The following is a 19,687-nucleotide window of genomic DNA, read 5'->3' as shown; positions in this document are numbered from 1 at the left end:
GATATCCATGACCATCACCAGCCCCACCAAAGTCCCGGCCCCCGTCCTCCCGGCGCGCACCGCGCACCGCGCGCCGAAGCGCCCCAGCCGCTTCAAGCCCGGTGCCGGGCAGCAGATGAAGGGCGGTCCCTTCGCCTACATCGCGCTGACCGTCGTCGGAATCGGCTCGCTGCTGCCGCTGTACTGGACCCTGGTGGCCGCGTCCCACACCCAGGACGAAGTACTGGCCTCCACCCCGCCGTTCCTGCCCGGCGACCGGCTGTTCCACAACCTCGACGCCGCCTGGAACCAGGCCCACCTGGGCAAGGCGATCGTCAACAGCTTCATCGTCTCCGGCTGCATCACGGTGGCGACGCTGTTCTTCTGCACCCTGGCCGGCTACGCCTTCGCCAAGATGCGCTTCCGCGGCCGCGGGGCGCTGATGACCGGGGTCATCGCGACCCTGACGATCCCGCCGCAGCTCAGCGTCGTCCCGCTGTTCATGATGATGGCCGACCTCGGCTGGAGCGGAAGCCTGGAGTCGGTGATCTTCCCGACCCTGGTCAGCGCGTTCGGCGTGTTCTTCATGCGGCAGTACCTGATCGAGGCACTGCCGTACGAGCTGATCGAAGCCGCCAAGATCGACGGTGCGAGCAACTTCCGCATCGTGCGCAGCGTCGTGCTCCCGGTGGCCCGCCCCGCGATGATGGTGCTGGGCATGCTCACCTTCGTCCAGTCGTGGAACGACTTCTTCTGGCCCTACCTCGCACTGAACCAGGAGAACCCCACCCTTCAGGTCGCCCTCGGCCTGCTGAAGGCCTCCTACACCCCCGACGAGGGCATCGTGATGGCCGGCGCGCTGATCAGCACGCTGCCGCTGCTCGCGGTGTTCGTCGTCTTCGGCAAGCAGATCGTCGGCGGGATCATGTCCGGCGCCGTCAAGGGCTGACGTTCCCCCGGCTACTTCTTCTTCCCGGAACTCCCGTACGACCCGTACCTGACCGCGGGCCGTACGGGCTCCGGAGTTCCACCCCCTTCCCCGCCCCTGTCCGTCCACCCCTGGGAGCGCTCCCGCATGACTGCCGTACGACCCGACATCGCCCCGAAGCAGGCGCCCGAGGCAACGCAATTCCCGACGGGCTTCGTCTGGGGAGCGGCCACCGCCGCCTACCAGGTCGAGGGCGCCGCTGCCGAGGACGGCCGCACCCCTTCCATCTGGGACACCTTCAGCCACACCCCTGGCAAGGTCCACAACGGTGACACCGGTGACATCGCCGCCGACCACTACCACCGCTTCCGCGACGACGTGGCGCTGATGAAGCAGCTGGGGCTGAAGGCGTACCGCTTCTCCGTCTCCTGGTCCCGGGTGCAGCCCACCGGCCGCGGCCCCGCCGTCGAACGCGGCCTGGACTTCTACCGCAAGCTCGTCGACGAGCTGCTCGAAGCGGGCATCGCCCCCGTCGCCACCCTCTACCACTGGGACCTGCCCCAGGAGCTGGAGGACGCCGGCGGCTGGCCCCAGCGGGTCACCACCGACCGGTTCGCCGACTACGCCGCGATCATGGCGGGCGCGCTCGGCGACCGGGTGGCGACCTGGACCACCTTCAACGAGCCGTGGTGCTCGGCCTTCCTCGGATACGGATCCGGTGTGCACGCTCCCGGCCGCACCGAGCCCGCCTCCGCCCTGCGGGCGGCCCACCACCTCAACCTCGCCCATGGCCGGGCGATCGAGGTTCTGCGCGATCAACTCCCCGCTGGTGCGCAGACCTCGGTCACCCTCAACCTCCACCAGGTCCGCCCGCTGACCGCGAGCGCGGCCGACGCGGACGCCGCCCGCCGGGTCGACGCGGTCGGCAACCGGATCTTCACCGGCCCGATGCTGCGCGGTGAGTACCCCGAGGACCTGCTCGCCGACACCGCGCACCTGGTGGACTGGTCGAAGCTGGTCCAGGACGGCGATCTGGCCGCCATCTCGCGTCCGGTCGACGTGCTGGGCGTCAACTACTACACGCCGACCCTGGTCTCCATGCCGGAGAAGGGCGAGAGCGGCAGTGGCAACGATGTCCACGGCGCGAGCGCGTTCTCCCCGTGGCCCGGCTCCGAGCACGTCGCCTTCCACCTCGCCGAGGGGAAGGAGCGCACCGCGATGAACTGGTCGATCGACCCCGACGGGCTCTACAACCTGCTCATGGACGTCACCCGCGACCACCCCGGCCTGCCGCTGATGGTCACGGAGAACGGCGCCGCCTTCGACGACTACGTGTCGCCCGAGGGCCGGGTGGAGGACCCCGAGCGGATCGCCTACCTGCACGGCCACCTCGACGCCGTGCAGCGGGCGGTGGCCGACGGCGCGGACGTCCGCGGTTACTTCCTGTGGTCGCTGATGGACAACTTCGAGTGGGCCTACGGCTATTCGAAGCGTTTCGGCACGGTGTACGTCGACTACGCGTCCCAGCGCCGCATCCCCAAGGCGAGCGCCCACTGGTACTCCGATGTGATCCGCCGTCACGCGCTGCCGCAGGGCGGCCTTTCCTGACGGTTCCCCTCCCGGCGGACACCGCCGGTCGCGGTACCCGCACCACCCCTGAGACCCGGCTCCGTGCCGGGTCTCAGTCGTGTCCGCGCCCGTATCGGCCGCGCCTGCCCCGGGCCGAGGCGGGCAGCTTGACCACGCGCGTAGAGTGGGAGCGCTCCCATGTCACGGGTCGGGAGCGGCCGACCTGGCCCGTTGAGTGTCAAGGGATCCAACACCAGGACTTGGTTTGGTTATCCGACTGTGAGAAATTGACCGCGAACGGGAGGCAGCCATGGCGGCAGCGCGAGTACGGAGCGGGGGCCGGCCCACGCTCGAAGAGGTCGCGGCACGGGCAGGGGTGGGGCGCGGCACTGCCTCGCGGGTCATCAACGGCTCACCGCGGGTGAGCGCGCACACACGGGAGGCAGTGGAGGCGGCCGTCGCCGAGCTGGGGTACGTACCCAATCGCGCCGCCCGCGCCCTGGCCGGTAACCGGACGGACGCCATCGCGCTCGTCGTGCCCGAGTCCGAGAGCCGCTTCTTCACGGAGCCCTACTTCTCCGACATCGTCCGCGGGGTGGGCGCCGCCCTCGCCGACACCGAGATGCAGCTGCTGCTCACCCTCGTCGGCAGCGACCGCGAACGCCGAAGACTCGCCCAGTACCTGACCGCGCACCGCGTGGACGGCGTCCTGCTGGTCTCCGTGCACGCCGACGACCCTCTGCCCGACCTGCTGGAACAGCTCGGCATGCCCGCCGTCATGAACGGCCGCAGGTCCGCCACCGAGCCGCTGCCCTCGGTCGACTCGGACAACTTCGAGGGCGCCCGCGGCGCTGTCGAGCACCTGGTCTCCCGGGGCCGCCGCTCCATCGCCACCATCACCGGGCGGCTGGACGTCTACGCCGCCCAGCGGCGCCTCGACGGCTACCGCAGGGCCCTGGCCGACGCCGGCCTCGAACCGGACGAGCGGCTGATCGCCCCCGCGGACTTCTCCGAGGAAGGCGGCGTCCGGGCCATGCGCGAACTGCTCGCCCGCCGTCCCGACGTGGACGCGGTCTTCGCCGCGTCCGACCTGATGGCCGCGGGTGCCCGCCAGGTGCTGCGCGAGGCCGGCCGGCGCATCCCGGACGACGTGGCCCTCGTCGGCTTCGACGACTCGTCCGTGGCCCGGCACATGGACCCCGCGCTGACGAGTGTGCGGCAGCCGATCGAGGAGATGGGCCGGGAGATGACCCGGGTGCTCCTCCAGGAGATCGCGGGCGAGAACACCGAGCGGCCGCAGATCGTGCTCCCGACCGAACTGGTGGTCCGGGACTCGTCGTGAGGGCGGCTGCGCGGCCGGCGGCCTGATCAGCCACCGGCCCCCATCAGCCACCGGCCGAGTCGGTGACCGTCCGCCCGTTCCGCAGGCCGATCACCCGGTCACAGGCCCCGGCCGCCTGCTCCTCGTGCGTGGCGATCAGGACCGTGGTCCCGTGGTCGCGCCCGAGCCGCACGATCAGGTCCATGACCGCGGTTCCGGTGGCCGAGTCCAGGGCCCCGGTGGGCTCGTCGGCCAGCAGGAGCCGGGGCGTCGCGATCAGGGCGCGGGCCAGGGCGACGCGTTGCTGCTGGCCGCCGGACAGCTGCGCGGGGTGGGAACTTCTCGCGGTCGGCCAGCCCCACGGCCTCCAGCAGCTCACGGGCGCGCGCGGGGGCGTCGAAGCCGGCCCGGCGGGGCAGTACGGGCGCCAGGACGTTGTCGATGACCGTCAGGGCCGTCAGCCGTGGTCGCGGCTGCCGTCGAGCACCTGACGGAACCTCAGCCGGTGCCGGGTGCGGGGCAAGCAGTCCGGGGCCTGCGGCGGGTGGGCGTAGAAGTCTTGCCGGGCCGCTGACATCGAGTCGCCGACGGCGATCACCACGTACGCGCCCTCGACTGGCGGCCGGCCCGTCCGGCGGCGTACATCACGGCGGCCCTGAACTGCGACAGGCAGGCCGATGGGGCCGACCGGCATGTGGCGTCCGGGCACGCCGGTGTGGCCCCGTCGGCGGCGTTCTCCCGGGTTGTGGCGGACGGACGGGAGTCGTCGGCCGAGGCGGGTGGGGTCGTCGCCCTGGTGGATGCTGACGTCCCGTCGCTGGGCGTAGACGGGCTGACGCGGGAGGAGGTCGTCGAGCTCCGCTCGGCCGCAACGGCCGATCCGGGCCTGGTCCTTTCCTCTTTTTGCTGTTCGGCAACGTACGCGCCGTGCTCCTGGACACGGGCGCCAGCGCCGACCCGGAGTTGTTCCCGCTGCGCACGACCGTCGACCGGCTGATCACCGAGTGGCTCGACCGGCATCCGCGCGAGCGGTACGGCCTGGTGGTCGCGCACACTCATGGGCATGGCGACCACGTGGCCGCCGATGCCCAGTTCACCGACCGTCCTGAGACCACCGTGGTCGCCCGCGAGGAGGAGGCCGTGTGCTCCTTCCTCGGCTTCGGAAACCGCTGGCCGACCGGGGCCGTCACCTTCGACCTCGGCGGGCGGGTACTGGGCGTCCTCGGCTCCCCCGGCCACCACAAGAGCGCGATCACCGTCCACGACCCGTGGACCGGCATCATGTTCACCGGCGAAACGGTTCTGCCGGGCCGGTTGTACGCGTTCGACTTCACCGCGTTCCGCGCCACTCTGGCCCGCCTGGTCGACTTCGCCCAGGTGCACACGGTGGCCCACGTGCTCGGCTGTCACATCGAGATGACGAGCCACCCGGGCCGCGAGTATCCGATCGGCGCCGTCCATCAGCCCGACGAGCACGCGCTCCAGCTCACTGCGGCTGACCTCGCCGCCGTCCGGGATGCCGCCGAGGCCGTCGCCAACCGGCGCGGCATCCACCGGTTCGACGATTTCGTCATCTACAACGAGCCCCGCCCGGTCGACCAGCTCCGTCTGTTGGCCCGGGGAACGGCCCACAAGCTCCGCTCGGCACTCACCCGGCGCCGCCGGACGGGCGTGAGTCTCCCGTAAGAGGTCGCGCAGCGGGGGCGATCACGGTCTGCACGATGCGGAACAGCAGCTCGTGGCGGTTCACGATGCTCTTGGGGTACGCCCGGCCGCCGCAGCCACATTCCCTCAGCGTCGGGATGGGGCTCGCCCCTCTCCTCGGCGCGGACCTGTTCCCGAAGTTCGGGCAAGAAGAAGGCCTGACCTGTTTTCACAGGTCAGGCCTTGATCATTCAGGGTGAGTAACGGGACTCGAACCCGCGACATCCTGGACCACAACCAGGTGCTCTACCGTCTGAGCTATACCCACCATGTCCGGGCGTTTCCGACCGGCCGAGAAAAAGTGTACAGGGTCCGAGAGGGTGCTCGCGCCCCCGTTCTTTTGCCGCCGGTCCCGGCCCCCGAAAGGGCCGTGACCAGCGACTTTCCCGAGGACCTAGGCCGAGGGCTGCGACAGGCGCGCAGCGATCGACTTCGCGCGCTCCGAATCCGGACCCGGCTGCGGGACGAAGACGGCCTCGCGGTAGTACCGCAGCTCCGTGATGGAGTCACGGATGTCCGCGAGCGCGCGATGGTTGCCGTTCTTGTCCGGACTGTTGAAGTACGCCCTCGGGAACCAGCGGCGGGCCAGCTCCTTGATCGAGGAGACATCGACGATCCGGTAGTGGAGGTAGCCCTCCAGCGACGGCATGTCCCGCGACAGGAAGCCACGGTCGGTACCGACCGTGTTCCCGCAGAGCGGTGCCTTGCCGGGCTCCTTCACATGCTCGCGGACATAGGCCAGGACCTTCTCCTCGGCGTCGGCCAGGGTGGTGCCCCCGGCCAGCTCGTCGAGGAGGCCCGAGGCGGTGTGCATCTGCCGCACCACCTCGGGCATGGTCTCCAGCGCCGCGTCCGGCGGGCGGATCACGATGTCCACCCCTTCGCCGAGCACGTTCAACTCCGAGTCGGTGACCAGTGCGGCCACCTCGATGAGTGCGTCTTCCGTCAACGAGAGCCCGGTCATCTCGCAGTCGATCCACACCATGCGGTCGTTCATACGCCCCACCCTACGGGGCGCTCCGCTGTCCCGGCAGGGCCGGGCGGCCCGCGGCGTACGCCTCGGAGCCCGGCTTTCCGTGCTCCCCGCGGCCCGCGTCCGCAGCGGCCGTGGACGGACCCGCCGGTGCCGGCACCGGGGCACGACGGCTCGCGGAGGTGCTCTGGGCGGGCACCACCGGTTCGGTCGCCGTGACGACCTGCTCCGGAACACCGCTCTGCGGACGACGGGCCCGGTACGCGGCCCGGTACGCCGCAGGCGAGGAACCCAGCTGGCGCCGGAAGTGTCCGCGCAGCGCGACCGGCGAGCGGAAGCCGCAGCGGCCCGCGACCTCGTCGACCGAGTAGTCGGACGTCTCCAGCAGTCGCTGCGCCTGCAGCACCCGCTGGGTGATCAGCCACTGGAGCGGTGCGCTGCCGGTGAGCGAGCGGAACCTCCGGTCGAAGGTCCGCCTGCTCATGTAGGCGCGCGCGGCCAGCGTCTCCACGTCGAACTGCTCGTGCAGATGCTCCAGCGCCCAGGCCACGACCTCGGCGAGCGGGTCGGAGCCGATCTCTTCCGGTAAAGACCTGTCGAGATAGCGCTCCTGGCCGCCACTGCGCCGCGGCGGCACGACGAGCCGGCGGGCCAGTGCCCCGGCGGCTTCCGTGCCGTGGTCCGAGCGGACTATGTGCAGACAGAGGTCGATCCCGGCTGCGGTCCCGGCGGAGGTGAGCACATCACCGTCGTCGACGAAGAGTTCGCGCGGATCGACGTGCACCGACGGATAGCGCTTGGCCAGCGTCGGTGCGTACATCCAGTGCGTGGTCGCCGGGCGGCCGTCCAGCAGCCCGGCCGCGGCGAGCACGAACGCCCCCGTGCACAGCCCCACGATGCGCGCGCCCTCTTCGTGGGCGCGGCGCAGCGCGTCGAGCGCCTCCACGGGCGGCGGTGAGGTGATCGAGCGCCAGGCGGGCACCACGACGGTGCCGGCCCTGCTGATCGCCTCCAGCCCGTAGGGCGCGGTCAGTTCGAGTCCCCCCGTGGTGCGAAGCGGTCCTTCTTCGCCGCTGCACACGAGCAGCCGATAACGCGGAACTCCCGCGTCCTGGCGGTCGATCCCGAACACCGAGAGCGGAATGGAGCTCTCGAAGATGGGGCCACCGCTGAACAGCAGCACGGCGACCACCTCACGGCGTCGGCGCCCGCTCAGCTTCCGTACAGCCTCCGTTGCGGTGGCGGAGTCCTGGCTCATGACGCTAAGCCCCCCTCGGTGTTCGCGTCTTTCTGGTCCTTACGGGCCTGTCGCACCTGCACATGTCCCCTCGGTCGTGCACGAGTCCCCAGCCTTCGACACCCAAGATCGAATCTACTGCGTCCCGTGGTGCCGTCGTGACAAGTTCACCAACCGGCTTTATGTCGACAAGGCAACCTGGCGGGAAGCATTCGATCACGAAGCGTTTCACTCGTGAGTCGTGCAGGGAAGTGCGCCTGGCGTTCATGGCCCGTCCCCATGGGGTGGAAGCGTACCGCTTGGTCTCTTCCTGCCTGCTGGCAAGGGGGTTGATCGGCCAATTCGACAAGGATTCGACCGAGACTTGAAGTTGGCTGAAAACATACGGTCGCGTGTGCGGAAATCAATCGTTCTACCGGCGCACGACCCGAGAGGTGCGGTCACTCCTGTGCGCCCCCTCGGCCGAACGGGAGCCCGCGTGGGCGGCCGTACGGGCGGATCGGCGGAGCAGTGCCCGGCAGACCGCGGTGACGGCGGCCAGGCCCAGCGCGACGGTCGCGGCGCCGCCGGCGGAGTCGCCGTGGGCGATGAGGACGGCGGGCACCAGGAGGCAGCCGAACACCCCCCAGCGGACCACATCGGTCACCGGCCGTGCGGCGGGTTCCGGATGGGCGGGCGGGACGGGTGCGGGCACGGGAGGCTCCCTGGGGCGGCTCGGGTGGCGCTCCGGTCGGTACGGAGCGGCGGAGGGCGCCGCAGCGGGTGTGCGGGACGCGGTCACGTGGCTAACGGGCCGGGCCCCGGCCGGTCACCGATTGCGGCCGTCCGGGTCCCGCGACGTCGGTGTACTGCGCAACCGGCATTGCCATACGGGGCGGTCTCGGGCATGCTCCGTGGAACGTCGCACGCGCTTTGCGCGGGTCTGGCAGTGGAGGAGTGGCGCCGTACCCTTGGGGGTAAGGGGTTGGGAAGATGATTCCCGGACACCACTACACCGCCCGCTGACGCACCTTCTCCACGTCGCTCTCCTCACGAGGACTCTCTTCGCCGAGACACCGATGGCCGGTCACGAAATCCCCGAACCCGCGGACCGCAAGCAGGTAGCCGACCCCCGGTCGGACCAGCAGGCGGCCGAAGAAGCATGTCACTCCTGCGATCCTGCCTTCCGGCACGGTGTCGTCGTCGGTTTCGACGGCTCGACCTCCAGTGAGCGGGCCCTCGCGTACGCCATCGGCATGGCCCGGCGGACGGGCTCCGGCCTGATCATCGTCCATGTCGCCAACCGGCTGCCGACCACCGTGTGGGCGGGCTGCGAGCCGCCCGTCTTCGTGGACGTCCCCGATCACCGCACCGAGGTCCTCGGCCTGGAGCTCGCCTGCGCGGACTACCTCTCCGAGGTGCCGTGGGTGCTCGTCGAGCGCGGCGGGGACATCTGCCACGAGCTGGAGGAGGTCGGCCGGGAGTACTCGGCCGATGCGATCGTCGTGGGCTCCACACACGGGATCGTCGGCCGGATCTTCGGCTCGGTGGCGGGCCGGCTGGCGCGCCGGGCGCAGCGCCCGGTCGTCGTCATCCCGTAGTTGTTCGTTGAACGGTAGTCGCCCGCTCCGGTAGTCGCCCGCTCCGGCAGCCGCTTGCTCCGATAGCGGCCCGCTCCGGTAGCCGCCCTCGTACCCCGTGCCCCCTGCGCCTGTAGCCGCCCCGGCGCCCCTGTGAGCTGGTATCCCCACCGCCGCATCGCTGCTGACGCTGCCCGCGGTCTGCTCCGGATCGGTTCCGCGCGGGGGGTGATCGACTTCGGCCAACGGCCGGTCTCTTTCCGTCGCGGCCGAGCGGGCATGGCGTCAACTCGACTACGGAAACAGCGGAAAAGGCGAAGCTACCGGTCCGTAGAGGTGGATTGTGCGTTTGTGAAGGGTACATAAACGCCACTGGAAACAGCACGATTGCATGTGAAGGGAGCCCGCCGTGGACAATGACGTCTCTGCGGGAAACACCAGCACCTCCACCCTCGGCCAACTCGCCCTGGGACTCACACTGTTGGCATTCGGGATCGGTCACACCGGGGCCGTGGACGGGGTGACGGCGGCCGATGCCGTCTCGCTCGCGCTGTATGTCGGCGGTATCGCCCTGTTCGTCGCCGGACTCCTGGAGTTCCGCGGCGGCAACGGCTTCACCGGCACCGCCTTCGCCGGGCTGGGCGCCTTCTGGTTCACCTGGGGCACCGGTGCCGACGCCCGCGTCTCGGACCATGCGGCAGGGCTGTTCCTGCTGCTCTGGGCCCTGTTCGCGCTCACGCTGACGCTCGGGGCGTCCGGTCGCGGTCTGCTCGGCCAGGGGACGTACGGACTGCTGTTCGTGGGGCTTCTGCTGCTGGGCGTCGGGCAGTTCGCGGACAGCGGCTTCCTGGGCAAGGCAGGCGGCTGGGTCGCCGCTGTCGCCGGTCTCGCCGCCTGGTACGGAGCGACGGCCGCGCTGGCCCACTGGCCGACGGCGGTGCCGAAGCGTGCTGCCGGCCGAGGAGTGACGGCCACCGGCTGAGGCAGCGGCCCGCGGGCCGGTCCGGGGGCGGCACCGGCCCGCACGGGAGAGCGGCCCCGTACCCACGACAGAAGTGGGTGCGGGGCCGCTCTCGGCGTCCGTGGCGGCGTGACTACTCGACGGTGACGGACTTCGCCAGGTTGCGCGGCTTGTCGATGTCCCGGCCCATGGCCAGTGCCGTGTGGTACGCGAAGAGCTGGAGCGGGATGCCCATCAGGATGGGGTCCAGCTCGTTCTCGTTCTTCGGGACGAGGATCGTGTGGTCGGCCTTCTCCTGCTCGCGGTGGGCCACGGCCAGGATGCGGCCGCTGCGGGCCTTGATCTCCTCCAGGGCCGCGCGGTTCTTCTCCAGCAGGTCGTCGTCCGGGACGATCGCGACCGTGGGGAGCGCCGGCTCGATGAGCGCGAGCGGGCCGTGCTTCAGCTCCGAGGCGGGATAGGCCTCGGCGTGGATGTACGAGATCTCCTTGAGCTTCAGAGAGGCCTCCAGCGCGACGGGGTAGCCCCGGACACGGCCGATGAACATCATCGACTGCGCGCCCGCGTACTCCTCGGCCAGCTTCTTGATCTCGTCCTCCGACTCGAGGATCTGACCGATCTGCTCGGGGAGCCTGCGCAGCCCCTCGATGATCCGCTTGCCGTCGGAGACCGACAGGTCGCGGATGCGGCCCAGGTGCAGGGCGAGCAGCGCGAAGGCGACCACGGTGTTGGTGAAGCACTTGGTGGAGACGACGCAGACCTCGGGTCCCGCGTGGACGTACATGCCGCCGTCGGCCTCGCGGGCGATCGCCGAGCCGACGACGTTCACGACGCCGAGGACACGGGCGCCCTTGCGCTTGAGTTCCTGGACGGCGGCCAGCACGTCGTACGTCTCGCCGGACTGGGAGACGGCGACGTAGAGGGTGTCGGGGTCCACGACCGGGTTGCGGTAGCGGAACTCGGACGCGGGCTCGGCGTCCGCGGGGATGCGGGCCAGCTCCTCGATGAGGCCGGCGCCGATCATGCCCGCGTGGTACGAGGTGCCGCAGCCCAGGATCTTGATCCGGCGGACCCCGCGGGCCTCGCGGGCGTCCAGGTTCAGGCCGCCCAGGTGCACGGTGGAGAAGCGGTCGTCGATGCGGCCCCGCAGTACGCGGTCCACGGCGTCGGCCTGCTCGGAGATCTCCTTGTGCATGTACGTGTCGTGGCCGCCCATGTCGTACGACTCGGCCTCCCACTCCACCGTGGTGGGCGTGGCCGTCGTGGTCGAGCCCTCGGTGGTGTACGTGCGGAAGTCGTCGGCCTTGAGGGTGGCCATCTCGCCGTCGTCCAGGGTGACGATCTGGCGGGTGTGCGCGACCAGGGCCGCGACGTCGGAGGCGACGAACATCTCCTTCTCGCCGATGCCGAGCACGACCGGGGAGCCGTTGCGGGCGACGACGATGCGGTCGTTGAAGTCGGCGTGCAGGACGGCGATGCCGTACGTGCCCTCGACGGACTTCAGCGCCTCGCGGACCTTCTCCTCCAGGGTGTCCGCCTGCGAGCGGGCGATCAGGTGGACCAGCACCTCGGTGTCGGTCTCGGAGAGGAAGACGATGCCGTCGGCGACGAGCTTCGCGCGGAGCTCGGAGGCGTTGTCGATGATGCCGTTGTGGACGACGGCGACCTTGGTGTCGGCGTCCAGGTGGGGGTGGGCGTTCTCGTCGCTCGGGGCGCCGTGGGTGGCCCAGCGGGTGTGGGCGATGCCGGTGGTGCCGGTGAAGCGCTTGGGTACGCGGGCCTCCAGCTCGCGGACCCGGCCCTTGGCCTTGACCACCTTCAGCGCGGCGGGCTTGCCGGCCGCCGGCTTCCCGGTGATGACGATGCCCGCGGAGTCGTAACCCCGGTACTCCAGCCGCTGCAGACCCTCCAGCAGCAGCGGGGCCACATCACGCTTTCCGATATAGCCGACGATTCCGCACATAGGGTCTCTGCCTCTCCATCGACGTACAGATGCAAACGAGTAAGGACATACAGGTACAAACAGGTGAGTGGGTGCCCGGCCGCGGGCCGGCCTCAGCCGTAGACGATGCGGCGCAGCTGGCGGAGCGAGAGCTCCGGCGGCGCGACCGCCCGGTGCGGCAGCTCGGCCGAGATCCGTTCGAAGATCTCCGTGTTGACCAGGCCGCCGGACTGCAGTTCACGGTGGCGCCGGCGGACGAAGGCGTCGGTCGTCTCGTCGAAGTAGGCGAGCACGTCGAGGATCACCCGGGCCGCCTCGCCGCGCGGGAGCGCGGTGCTGCGCACCAGGTGGTCAATGAGGTCGTCGTACGACGAGCGGCGTTCGAGCACTCGTCGATATTGCGGCGGAAGAGGCTCCGGCGCAACAATCCTGCCCGATATCGGGCAGGGATCCAGTCGATCGGTGCTCCATTTTGGTTTTCTGGATGATTTCGGCACGCCGGTGCCGACATGCGCGGCACCCTCCGGGGTCGTCGGGCGCCGAGGGGCGCGGGGGAGGTGGGGCCGATTCGGCCAGATGCCCATGACGGCTCGGCCACGTTCAGGCGCGGTCAATGCGGGGAAGTGGTCTACACCTTGACCATCCGTGAGGCACGCGGTACGCATGGTGACGGTTCGAATGGTCAGGAGATCCAGGTATGGACCAGCAGAAAGGGACCCGGCTTGTGAGACTGCACACGGCGCAGCGCAGTGCTCTTCCCCGTGCTCTACCCCGTCTTCTCGGCTCGCTGCTTCTCGTCACGGCGGCCGGTATCTCCACCGCTTGCGTGGCCCCCACGGCGTCCGCGGCGAGCGGCGGCCCGGCCGCGTCCGAGCCACGCCCACTGGGCCAGGTCGTACCCGCCCCCGCCTCGGTGAGACCGGGCGGATCCCCGTACTCCATCACCGGCGCCACCAGGATCCGGGTCGACGGCTCGTCCGGCGAGGTCCGGAAGATCGGCGAATACCTGGCGGGCGTGCTGCGCCCCTCCACCGGATACTCCCTGCCGGTCACCGAACGGTCCGGCTCCGACGGCATCCGGCTCCTGCTCGGCTCCCACGACAGCGCGCTGGGCGCCGAGGGCTACACCCTGACCGCAGGGCGGGGCGCCGTCACCATCACCGCCCGCAAGCCCGCAGGGCTCTTCCACGGCGTCCAGACGCTGCGTCAGCTGCTGCCGGCCCAGGTGGAGCGCGACAGCCGCCAGAAGGGGCCGTGGAAGGTCTCGGGCGGCAGCATCACCGACACGCCGCGCTATGCCTACCGGGGCGCGATGCTCGACGTCTCGCGCCACTTCTTCTCGGTCGCCGAGGTCAAGCGCTACATCGACCAGATCGCGCTGTACAAGATGAACACGTTCCACCTGCACCTCTCCGACGACCAGGGCTGGCGCATCGCCGTCGACTCCTGGCCGCGGCTGGCCGCGTACGGCGGTTCGACGGAGGTCGGCGGCGGACCCGGCGGTCACTACACCAAGAGCCAGTACAAGGAGATCGTGCGCTACGCGGCCTCCCGCTATCTGGAGGTGGTGCCGGAGATCGACATGCCCGGCCACACCAACTCCGCCCTCGCCTCGTACGCGGAGCTGAACTGCGACGGCGTCGCGCCGCCGCTCTACACCGGGACCCAGGTCGGGTTCAGCTCGCTGTGCGCGGCCAAGGACGTCACGTACCGGTTCATCGACGACGTCATCCGTGAAGTGGCCGAACTGACGCCCGGCAGGTACATCCACATCGGCGGTGACGAGGCGCACTCCACCAGCCACGAGGACTACGCCAAGATCATGGAGAAGGCGCAGGCCGTCGTCGGGAAGTACGGCAAGACCGTGATGGGCTGGCACCAGCTCACCGGGGCCGCGCCGGTCGAGGGCGCGGTCGCCCAGTACTGGGGCTACGACAAGACGAGCGCCGCGGACCGGCAGCAGGTGGCGGACGCGGCGAAGAACGGCACCAGGCTGGTGCTGTCGCCGGCGGACCGGGTGTACCTCGACATGAAGTACAACGACCAGACCGAACTGGGCCTGAAGTGGGCGGGTCTGGTCGAGGTGCAGCGCAGTTACGACTGGAACCCGGCGACGTATCTCGCCGACACCCCGGCGGACGCGGTGCTCGGCGTCGAGGCGCCGATCTGGGCGGAGACGCTGACCGACAGCGACGACATCGACGTGATGGCGTTCCCGAGGCTGCCCGGCGCGGCGGAGCTCGGCTGGTCCCCGGCCGAGACGCACGACTGGGACACGTACAAGCTGCGGCTGGCGGCGCTCGGGCCGCGGTTCACCGCGCTGGGGATCGACTACTACCGCTCGCCCCAGGTGCCGTGGCCGGCGGAGCCCGCTGCGGCGGGGTGAGCCGTGGGTTCGTCCGGCAGCCGGGGGCGTGATGTCCTCGGCCGCCGGATGGACTCGGTTCCGCCGGCGAGGCTCGGTTCCGCCGGACGGGCTCAGTCGCCCGAGGAAGCGGCCTCCGCTTCCTCCCGCAACTGCTCCTCGCTCAGGCCGCGACGCCAGTAGCCCACGAACGTCACCCGCTTGCGGTCGAAGCCGCGCTCCCGCACCAGGTGCCGCCGCAGCGCGCGCACCTTCGACGCCTCGCCCGCGATCCAGACGTACGGGATCCCCTCGGGCAGTTCCGCCGCGCGCACGGCCTCCGCGGCGTCCGGCGCGTCCTCGTCCCGCACCAGCCAGCTGATCCGGGCGTCGGCCGAGGTGTCGACCGTCTGGCGGTCCCCGGAGTGCGGGACCTCGAACCAGACCCGGGCCCGCAGCCGGGCCGGCAGCCACTCCAGGGCGGCCGTCGCGGCCGGCAGTGCCGTCTCGTCGGCCCAGATCAGCACCCAGTCGGTGTCCTCGGGCGGACGGAAACGGACCGCCGTGTTGTCCTCGACGGCCGGTCCGAGCGCCTTGAGGACGTCGCCGGGGGAGGCCGCGGCGGCCCAGCGGCAGGCCGGACCGCCGTCCTCGTGGAGCGCGAAATCGATGTCGATCTCGGTGGCCGAACCGCCGGCGGTACGACGCTGCGCGCGGACCGTGTACGAGCGCAGCACGGCCCGTACCTCGGCCGGAAGTGCACGCCAGGGGGCGAACCAGTTGCCCTCGATATCGACCGGAACGACTGGTTCCGGCTGTCCGGGGTGCGGAAGGAACAGCGACAGGCTCTGATCGCGGCCCCCGGAGGCGAACCCTTCGAGCCCCGCTCCGCCGAACGTGATCCGGAGCATGGACGGACCCAGCCGCCTGGTGCGCAGGACGGTCAGACCGAAGAGCCGGAAGGGATCGGCGGGAGGCGCGGCGGCGGTCTTCATGGTCAGGCGGTCTTCTTGGCGTCCTCGATGGCCTTCGCGAGGTCTTCGAGGATCGGCGCGCACTTGTCGTAGCTGTAGATCGGCTCGGTGGTGCGCGGGATGACCTGGCCGGCCTTGACGGCGGGCAGCTGCGTCCAGGTGGGCTTGGAGGTCAGGGCGCCGGGCTGGAGGGCCGAGGACCGGTTGTCCATCATGATGATGTCGGCCTCGTACTTGTCGACGTTCTCCCAGCTCAGCTCCTCGAAGAAGCCTGCCGCGTTCACCTTCGGCTCGACGAACTTCACGCCCAGCTCCTGGAAGTACAGGGTGTCGGCGGACGTCTTGGCGAGCGAGACGTAGAAGAGGTCCTGGCTGGCCGAGCCGATCATGACCTTGAGGTTCGGCTTGGACTTCGCGGCGGCGCGCAGCCGGGCCGCGGCCTTCTCGAAGCGAGCCTTGGCGTCGGTGACCGTCTTGGTCCTGACGTCGGCGCCGAGCGAGGCTGCGAGGTCCTCGTGGCGCTGGATCGCCTTGGGGATCGTGGTCTGGGCGGCCCACAGAGCGACGCTCGGGGCGAGCTTCAGGATCTTGTCCTTGGACGCGTCCGGCACGTACCAGAGGGCGTCCTTCTCCCACATCGCGGTGACCAGCAGGTCCGGGCCGAGGGCCGCGAACTTCTCGACGTTGAACTCGCCCCAGACGTTGCCGAGGATCTCGACCTTGCTGATGTCCAGGTCGCCGGCCTGCACGTCGGCCTTGCCGTCCGTGGTCTTCGTCGGGCCGAAGACGGCCTTGACCTCGACGCCGTAGTCGTGGAGCGCGGCGGCGACACCGGTGAAGGCGACGATGTTCTTCGGGACGGACTTGGCCTCGGCGGTCTGCCCGCGGTCGTCCTTGAAGCTCCACGGCCCGGCGTCGGCGCCCTTGGCGGCGGTGGAACCGGAGTCCTTCGAGTCACTGTCACCACAGGCCGCCAGCACGGCGCCCAGACCAACGGCGCCGCCCATGGCCAGCAGGCCGCGGCGGGTGGGACGGGACACTCGGGCAGTGCGCATGACGGAATCCGCTTTCGTACGAGCCGGAGACCGGCCGGTGACAAGTTCGAGGGAAGGTTAGCCTAACCTCAGGTCCTGTCCAGTCGGCCGACGGCCCCACCCCCGTTCACCAGACGATGACGCCGCCGTCCACATCCCGGGCGCGCACGGCGGCCGCCGTGATGTTGGCCAGCCGCGCCGCCACGTAGTCGTCGAAATAGCCGCTGTGCGCGGCGAGCGCCGCGATGTGCCCGCGCAGCAGCTCGCACTCGGCAAGGAAGGCCGGGATGTCCTCCGGATCCACGCAGAGGTTGGCGGTGGCCAACTGCGGGAGGAACCGGGCCCCGAGGTCGCGCACCGGCTGCGAGCCCCACAGCTTGGTCCGGCTGCTCTCGAAGCCGGAGAGGGTCAGTCCGTGGTCGGGATCGTCCAGGAAGTGGTCCTCGCCGCTCCGGCCGCGTACGTAGGTGTGCACCAGCAGGGTCATCCGCCGAACATCGCCCGGCAGCTGTCGAGCCCCTCGACCGTGACCTCGACCGAGCGGTGTTCCTCCCATCGCGCGCGCTCCAGGCGCAGCCGCTGGAGCGTGACCCGTTCGCCCCGCAGCGCCGCGACCGTCAGTCCGTCCGGGAGATAGCCGAGCCGCCGCGAGACGCCCAGCGAGCGCGGGTTGTCCGTCATCGCGGCCGAGACGGCCGTACCCGCGCCGAGACCTGCGAAGGCGAGATGCAGGGCGGCGGCCCGCATCTCGGTGCCGATGCCCCGGCCCTGGTGTGCGAGCCCCAGCCAGGAGCCGGTCATGACCTCCCCGGTCACCGCGAAGTTCTCCGCCATCAGGTCCTGCCGTCCCACGACCCTGCCCTCGTGCAGGACAGCGAGGCTCAACGACCAGTCCCGCACCGACCAGTTGGCGATGCTGCTCAACACATGCTGGAACACTGCCCGGCCGCGCTCGGCGGGCGGGCAGTCGGTCCAGGGGACGGTGAAGGGCATGGCATCCGGGGCGTGCACCCCGTCGGCGGCGACCGAGGCCAGCTCGTCCAGCAACTCCAGGTCCGGGAGGCGGAGTTCCAGGCGGGGGGTGCGGATGCGGAGCCCGTACAGGGGCCAGTGCTGCGGCTTCATGGATGGACTCTGCCGGGAGCGGGCGGCCGCTGTCGAACGAATTGCGCAGCGGCCCGAGCCCGGCCGCCACGGGCGGGGCTGCGTCGTGGAGGCGTGGACGCGCGGGCGAGGTCACCCGGCTGCGGCAGGCGGCCAGTCACCGGGCAGCTCGTACTGCCGGCCCGGACGCCAGGCGGGCGGTGCCTGGAGAAGGTACTCCAACGGCGTTCCCGTGAGCAGGTGTTCCAGTGCCCATTGGTTGGCCGAGTGGGCGATCACCAGGATTCTGCCGCCGTCCCAGCCGGTGGCCAGGTCGTGGAGGAAGGCGTGGGTGGCCGCGACGACTTGGCGGTAGCTCTGGCCGCCGGGAAAGGGCACGTCGATGTGCTGGAGGCGGTGGGCGGCGATGTGGGGGCGAGGGGTTCCGTTGAGGTCGCCGTAGTCGCACTCACGCAGCCGGACGTCCTGGTGGATCGGGGGCCGGCCGCCGGGGTACGCGGTCCGGGCAGTCTGGACGGCCCGGCGCAGGTCGGAGGTGAACACGGCCGCGAAGCCGTCGCCCGGCCGGCGTTCGCCCAGTTCACGGGCCTGGCGGCGGCCCAGGTCCGAGAGTTCCCCCGGGAGCCAGCCGGTGGCGATGCCGGCCTCGTTGTCCGTGGTGGTGGAGTGGGTCTCGTAGACGATCTCAACTGTCATCAAGGCTCCTGGACATCTGCCGTCGTGTGGTCGCGCGGGCGAGAGCGCCCTGCCGTCACCCGGTACGTCGCTCATGACGCGCCCGCGCGAGGTCGTACGCGCCGCGGAGCAGCTCGTAGGTGACTTCTTCCGCCCGCGGGCCCGGATTCACCACCGCGAGCCAGCCGGCGGAGCCGTAGACGGGGTGCGCCCTCACAGCATCGGTGGTGTCGGGGGCGTCGTCTAGGGCCGGTTCGTTCGGCGCGTGGCCGGTCCGATCGGTGAAGGCTTCCCGGCCGGCGGCGATGTTGACGCGGAACGTGTCCGGGCGGTCCAGACGGGAGCTCTCGTCGCCCGGGTAGTTCTTCGTCACGATCGTCGCGAACGGCTGAGCCGTTGTCGGCGCGGCAGCGTCGGGGGAGTAGGAGAAGAAGGTGTCCCCCCAGCTGATCCCGGGCGAGCCGTCGCCGGGTTCCGGCCTGAGGACCTGGACTCCGTCGAGGTCCTGCATGAAAGCGATGATCTGGTCGATGGTCATGTCCTCAAGCGTTTCATTAAGGTGCATGTGGAGACCTGGGGCCGATTGGCAAGGGAGAACGGGTGTCCACTCTCAAATCGTCGGCCATGCGCACCGTCGATGTCGCGAGGCGTGCCGGCTGCTCGGTCCAGCAGGTGCGCAACCTCGAACGCGACGGCGTGCTGCCGGTTGCGACGCGTACCGCCGCCGGCTACCGGGTCTACCGGGAGGTCCACCTGCACTCCGCGCTCGCCTACCGGGCCCTCGCGGGCGGGGTGGGACCGGTCGAGGCCAAGCGGACGCTGCGGGCCGCCCACCGGGGTCCGCTCCCGGAGGTGCTCGCCCGTCTCGACGCGGCGCACGCCCGGCTCGACCGGGAACGTACGGACCTCGCGCTCGCCCAGGAGGCGGCCGAGGCGATTTCCGCCGAGTCCGTCGAAGACGCTCGCCCCTCGGACGTGATGAGCGTCTCCGGACTCGCCGCCGCGCTCGGCGTGCGCCCCTCGACGTTGCGGCACTGGGACGCCGAGGGGCTCGTCGTGCCCGACCGGGTCCCGCCGCGGGGCACCCGACGCTACTCACCGGCCCAGGTCAGGGACGCCCGGATCGTCCATCAGCTACGCGGAGCCGGATACCGCATCGACCCCCTCCGGACCCTCATGCCGGTCCTGCGGCAGGGGCACCGGCCAGAAGACGTCCGGGCAGCACTGGCGGCGCGGGACGCGAACATCGCTCTCCGCTCCCGGGCCCTCTTCGATGCCACCGTCGCACTCGGTGCCGTCCTGGGCAGCGCGGCGGCTCACGACGGATGATCAGCGGTCACTGCAGCGTGTCGGGTCATTCATGGGCACCGTCCACACGTCTTG

The 19,687-nt window shown here is 70.6% G+C and carries 21 protein-coding genes and 1 tRNA gene; 8 read left to right on the top strand and 14 right to left on the bottom strand.

Annotation, left to right across the window (positions count from 1 at the left end):
- The first annotated feature begins 7 nt into the window (after window positions 1–7).
- The 3 genes from SH922_RS13885 to SH922_RS13875 all read left to right on the top strand — a co-directional run bounded on the left by SH922_RS13885 (window position 8) and on the right by SH922_RS13875 (window position 3,818).
- Entirely contained in the window at window positions 8–928 is a 921-nt protein-coding gene (locus tag SH922_RS13885) for a carbohydrate ABC transporter permease (protein WP_393058272.1), read from the top strand.
- Window positions 929–1,054: 126 nt separating this feature from the next.
- Window positions 1,055–2,515 carry a GH1 family beta-glucosidase gene (locus SH922_RS13880; RefSeq protein WP_393058271.1) on the top strand — a complete coding sequence of 487 codons (1,461 nt, stop codon included), beginning with the start codon at window positions 1,055–1,057 and terminating at the stop codon, window positions 2,513–2,515.
- A 271-nt stretch (window positions 2,516–2,786) separates the two neighbouring features.
- The gene (locus SH922_RS13875) at window positions 2,787–3,818 is read left to right on the top strand and encodes a LacI family DNA-binding transcriptional regulator (protein ID WP_393058270.1); all 1,032 of its coding nucleotides are present in this window, start codon (window positions 2,787–2,789) and stop codon (window positions 3,816–3,818) included.
- A gap of 43 nt (window positions 3,819–3,861) precedes the next feature.
- Here the strand turns inward: SH922_RS13875 and SH922_RS13870 are convergent, their stop codons facing one another.
- Window positions 3,862–4,176 carry an ATP-binding cassette domain-containing protein gene (locus tag SH922_RS13870; protein ID WP_393058269.1) on the bottom strand — a complete coding sequence of 105 codons (315 nt, stop codon included), beginning with the start codon at window positions 4,174–4,176 and terminating at the stop codon, window positions 3,862–3,864.
- A gap of 78 nt (window positions 4,177–4,254) precedes the next feature.
- A complete protein-coding gene (locus tag SH922_RS13865; RefSeq protein ID WP_393058268.1) occupies window positions 4,255–4,491 on the bottom strand; it encodes a hypothetical protein in 237 nt (78 codons plus the stop codon).
- 209 nt (window positions 4,492–4,700) lie between these two features.
- Between SH922_RS13865 and SH922_RS13860 the strand changes: the two genes are divergently transcribed.
- Window positions 4,701–5,483, top strand: coding sequence for an MBL fold metallo-hydrolase (locus SH922_RS13860; protein WP_393058267.1), 783 nt, complete (start codon window positions 4,701–4,703; stop codon window positions 5,481–5,483).
- Between the two features lie 213 nt (window positions 5,484–5,696).
- Here the strand turns inward: SH922_RS13860 and SH922_RS13855 are convergent.
- The 4 genes from SH922_RS13855 to SH922_RS13840 all read right to left on the bottom strand — a co-directional run bounded on the left by SH922_RS13855 (window position 5,697) and on the right by SH922_RS13840 (window position 8,405).
- Window positions 5,697–5,769 (bottom strand) — tRNA-His (locus SH922_RS13855).
- A gap of 126 nt (window positions 5,770–5,895) precedes the next feature.
- Window positions 5,896–6,498 (bottom strand): oligoribonuclease, encoded by a 603-nt coding sequence (gene orn, locus SH922_RS13850; protein ID WP_393058266.1) that lies wholly within the window; start codon window positions 6,496–6,498, stop codon window positions 5,896–5,898.
- Window positions 6,499–6,508: 10 nt separating this feature from the next.
- Window positions 6,509–7,732 (bottom strand): helix-turn-helix domain-containing protein, encoded by a 1,224-nt coding sequence (locus tag SH922_RS13845; RefSeq protein WP_393058265.1) that lies wholly within the window; start codon window positions 7,730–7,732, stop codon window positions 6,509–6,511.
- 391 nt (window positions 7,733–8,123) lie between these two features.
- Window positions 8,124–8,405, bottom strand: a complete 282-nt coding sequence (locus tag SH922_RS13840; RefSeq protein ID WP_393058264.1) for a hypothetical protein — start codon at window positions 8,403–8,405, stop codon at window positions 8,124–8,126.
- Between the two features lie 364 nt (window positions 8,406–8,769).
- Between SH922_RS13840 and SH922_RS13835 the strand changes: the two genes are divergently transcribed.
- Complete coding sequence (locus SH922_RS13835; protein WP_326736299.1) at window positions 8,770–9,291, top strand: universal stress protein; 522 nt, start codon at window positions 8,770–8,772, stop codon at window positions 9,289–9,291.
- A 388-nt stretch (window positions 9,292–9,679) separates the two neighbouring features.
- Window positions 9,680–10,252, top strand: coding sequence for an acetate uptake transporter (locus tag SH922_RS13830; RefSeq protein ID WP_393058263.1), 573 nt, complete (start codon window positions 9,680–9,682; stop codon window positions 10,250–10,252).
- Between the two features lie 112 nt (window positions 10,253–10,364).
- Here SH922_RS13830 and glmS read toward each other — a convergent pair whose 3' ends face one another.
- Both glmS and SH922_RS13820 read right to left on the bottom strand, forming a co-directional pair.
- On the bottom strand, window positions 10,365–12,194 hold the full coding sequence (gene glmS / locus SH922_RS13825) for a glutamine--fructose-6-phosphate transaminase (isomerizing) (RefSeq protein WP_393058262.1): 1,830 nt from the start codon (window positions 12,192–12,194) through the stop codon (window positions 10,365–10,367).
- 92 nt (window positions 12,195–12,286) lie between these two features.
- Window positions 12,287–12,562 (bottom strand): hypothetical protein, encoded by a 276-nt coding sequence (locus tag SH922_RS13820; RefSeq protein WP_136325395.1) that lies wholly within the window; start codon window positions 12,560–12,562, stop codon window positions 12,287–12,289.
- 308 nt (window positions 12,563–12,870) lie between these two features.
- Here SH922_RS13820 and SH922_RS13815 point away from each other — a divergent pair, with 308 nt between their 5' ends.
- Window positions 12,871–14,559 (top strand): beta-N-acetylhexosaminidase, encoded by a 1,689-nt coding sequence (locus tag SH922_RS13815; RefSeq protein WP_393058261.1) that lies wholly within the window; start codon window positions 12,871–12,873, stop codon window positions 14,557–14,559.
- A gap of 92 nt (window positions 14,560–14,651) precedes the next feature.
- Here the strand turns inward: SH922_RS13815 and SH922_RS13810 are convergent, their stop codons facing one another.
- The 6 genes from SH922_RS13810 to SH922_RS13785 form a co-directional block, all read right to left on the bottom strand.
- On the bottom strand, window positions 14,652–15,512 hold the full coding sequence (locus SH922_RS13810) for a siderophore-interacting protein (RefSeq protein WP_393058260.1): 861 nt from the start codon (window positions 15,510–15,512) through the stop codon (window positions 14,652–14,654).
- Between the two features lie 2 nt (window positions 15,513–15,514).
- Window positions 15,515–16,546 (bottom strand): ABC transporter substrate-binding protein, encoded by a 1,032-nt coding sequence (locus tag SH922_RS13805; RefSeq protein WP_393058259.1) that lies wholly within the window; start codon window positions 16,544–16,546, stop codon window positions 15,515–15,517.
- Window positions 16,547–16,652: 106 nt separating this feature from the next.
- Window positions 16,653–17,012, bottom strand: a complete 360-nt coding sequence (locus SH922_RS13800; protein ID WP_393058258.1) for a hypothetical protein — start codon at window positions 17,010–17,012, stop codon at window positions 16,653–16,655.
- Entirely contained in the window at window positions 17,009–17,650 is a 642-nt protein-coding gene (locus SH922_RS13795) for a GNAT family N-acetyltransferase (RefSeq protein ID WP_393058257.1), read from the bottom strand. The genes SH922_RS13800 and SH922_RS13795 overlap by 4 nt, the downstream gene beginning before the upstream one ends.
- A 111-nt stretch (window positions 17,651–17,761) precedes the next feature.
- Window positions 17,762–18,325, bottom strand: coding sequence for a histidine phosphatase family protein (locus tag SH922_RS13790; RefSeq protein ID WP_393058256.1), 564 nt, complete (start codon window positions 18,323–18,325; stop codon window positions 17,762–17,764).
- 55 nt (window positions 18,326–18,380) lie between these two features.
- Window positions 18,381–18,842, bottom strand: coding sequence for a DUF6194 family protein (locus SH922_RS13785; protein WP_393058255.1), 462 nt, complete (start codon window positions 18,840–18,842; stop codon window positions 18,381–18,383).
- Window positions 18,843–18,904: 62 nt separating this feature from the next.
- Between SH922_RS13785 and SH922_RS13780 the strand changes: the two genes are divergently transcribed.
- Entirely contained in the window at window positions 18,905–19,633 is a 729-nt protein-coding gene (locus tag SH922_RS13780) for a MerR family transcriptional regulator (protein ID WP_393058254.1), read from the top strand.
- The last annotated feature ends 54 nt before the right edge of the window (window positions 19,634–19,687 follow it).

It is taken from the genome of Streptomyces sp. LN549, assembly GCF_043203805.1.
Lineage (GTDB): Bacteria > Actinomycetota > Actinomycetes > Streptomycetales > Streptomycetaceae > Streptomyces.
Note: the sequence above shows the minus strand (reverse complement) of the source record. Positions and strands in the feature narration are given on the sequence as shown.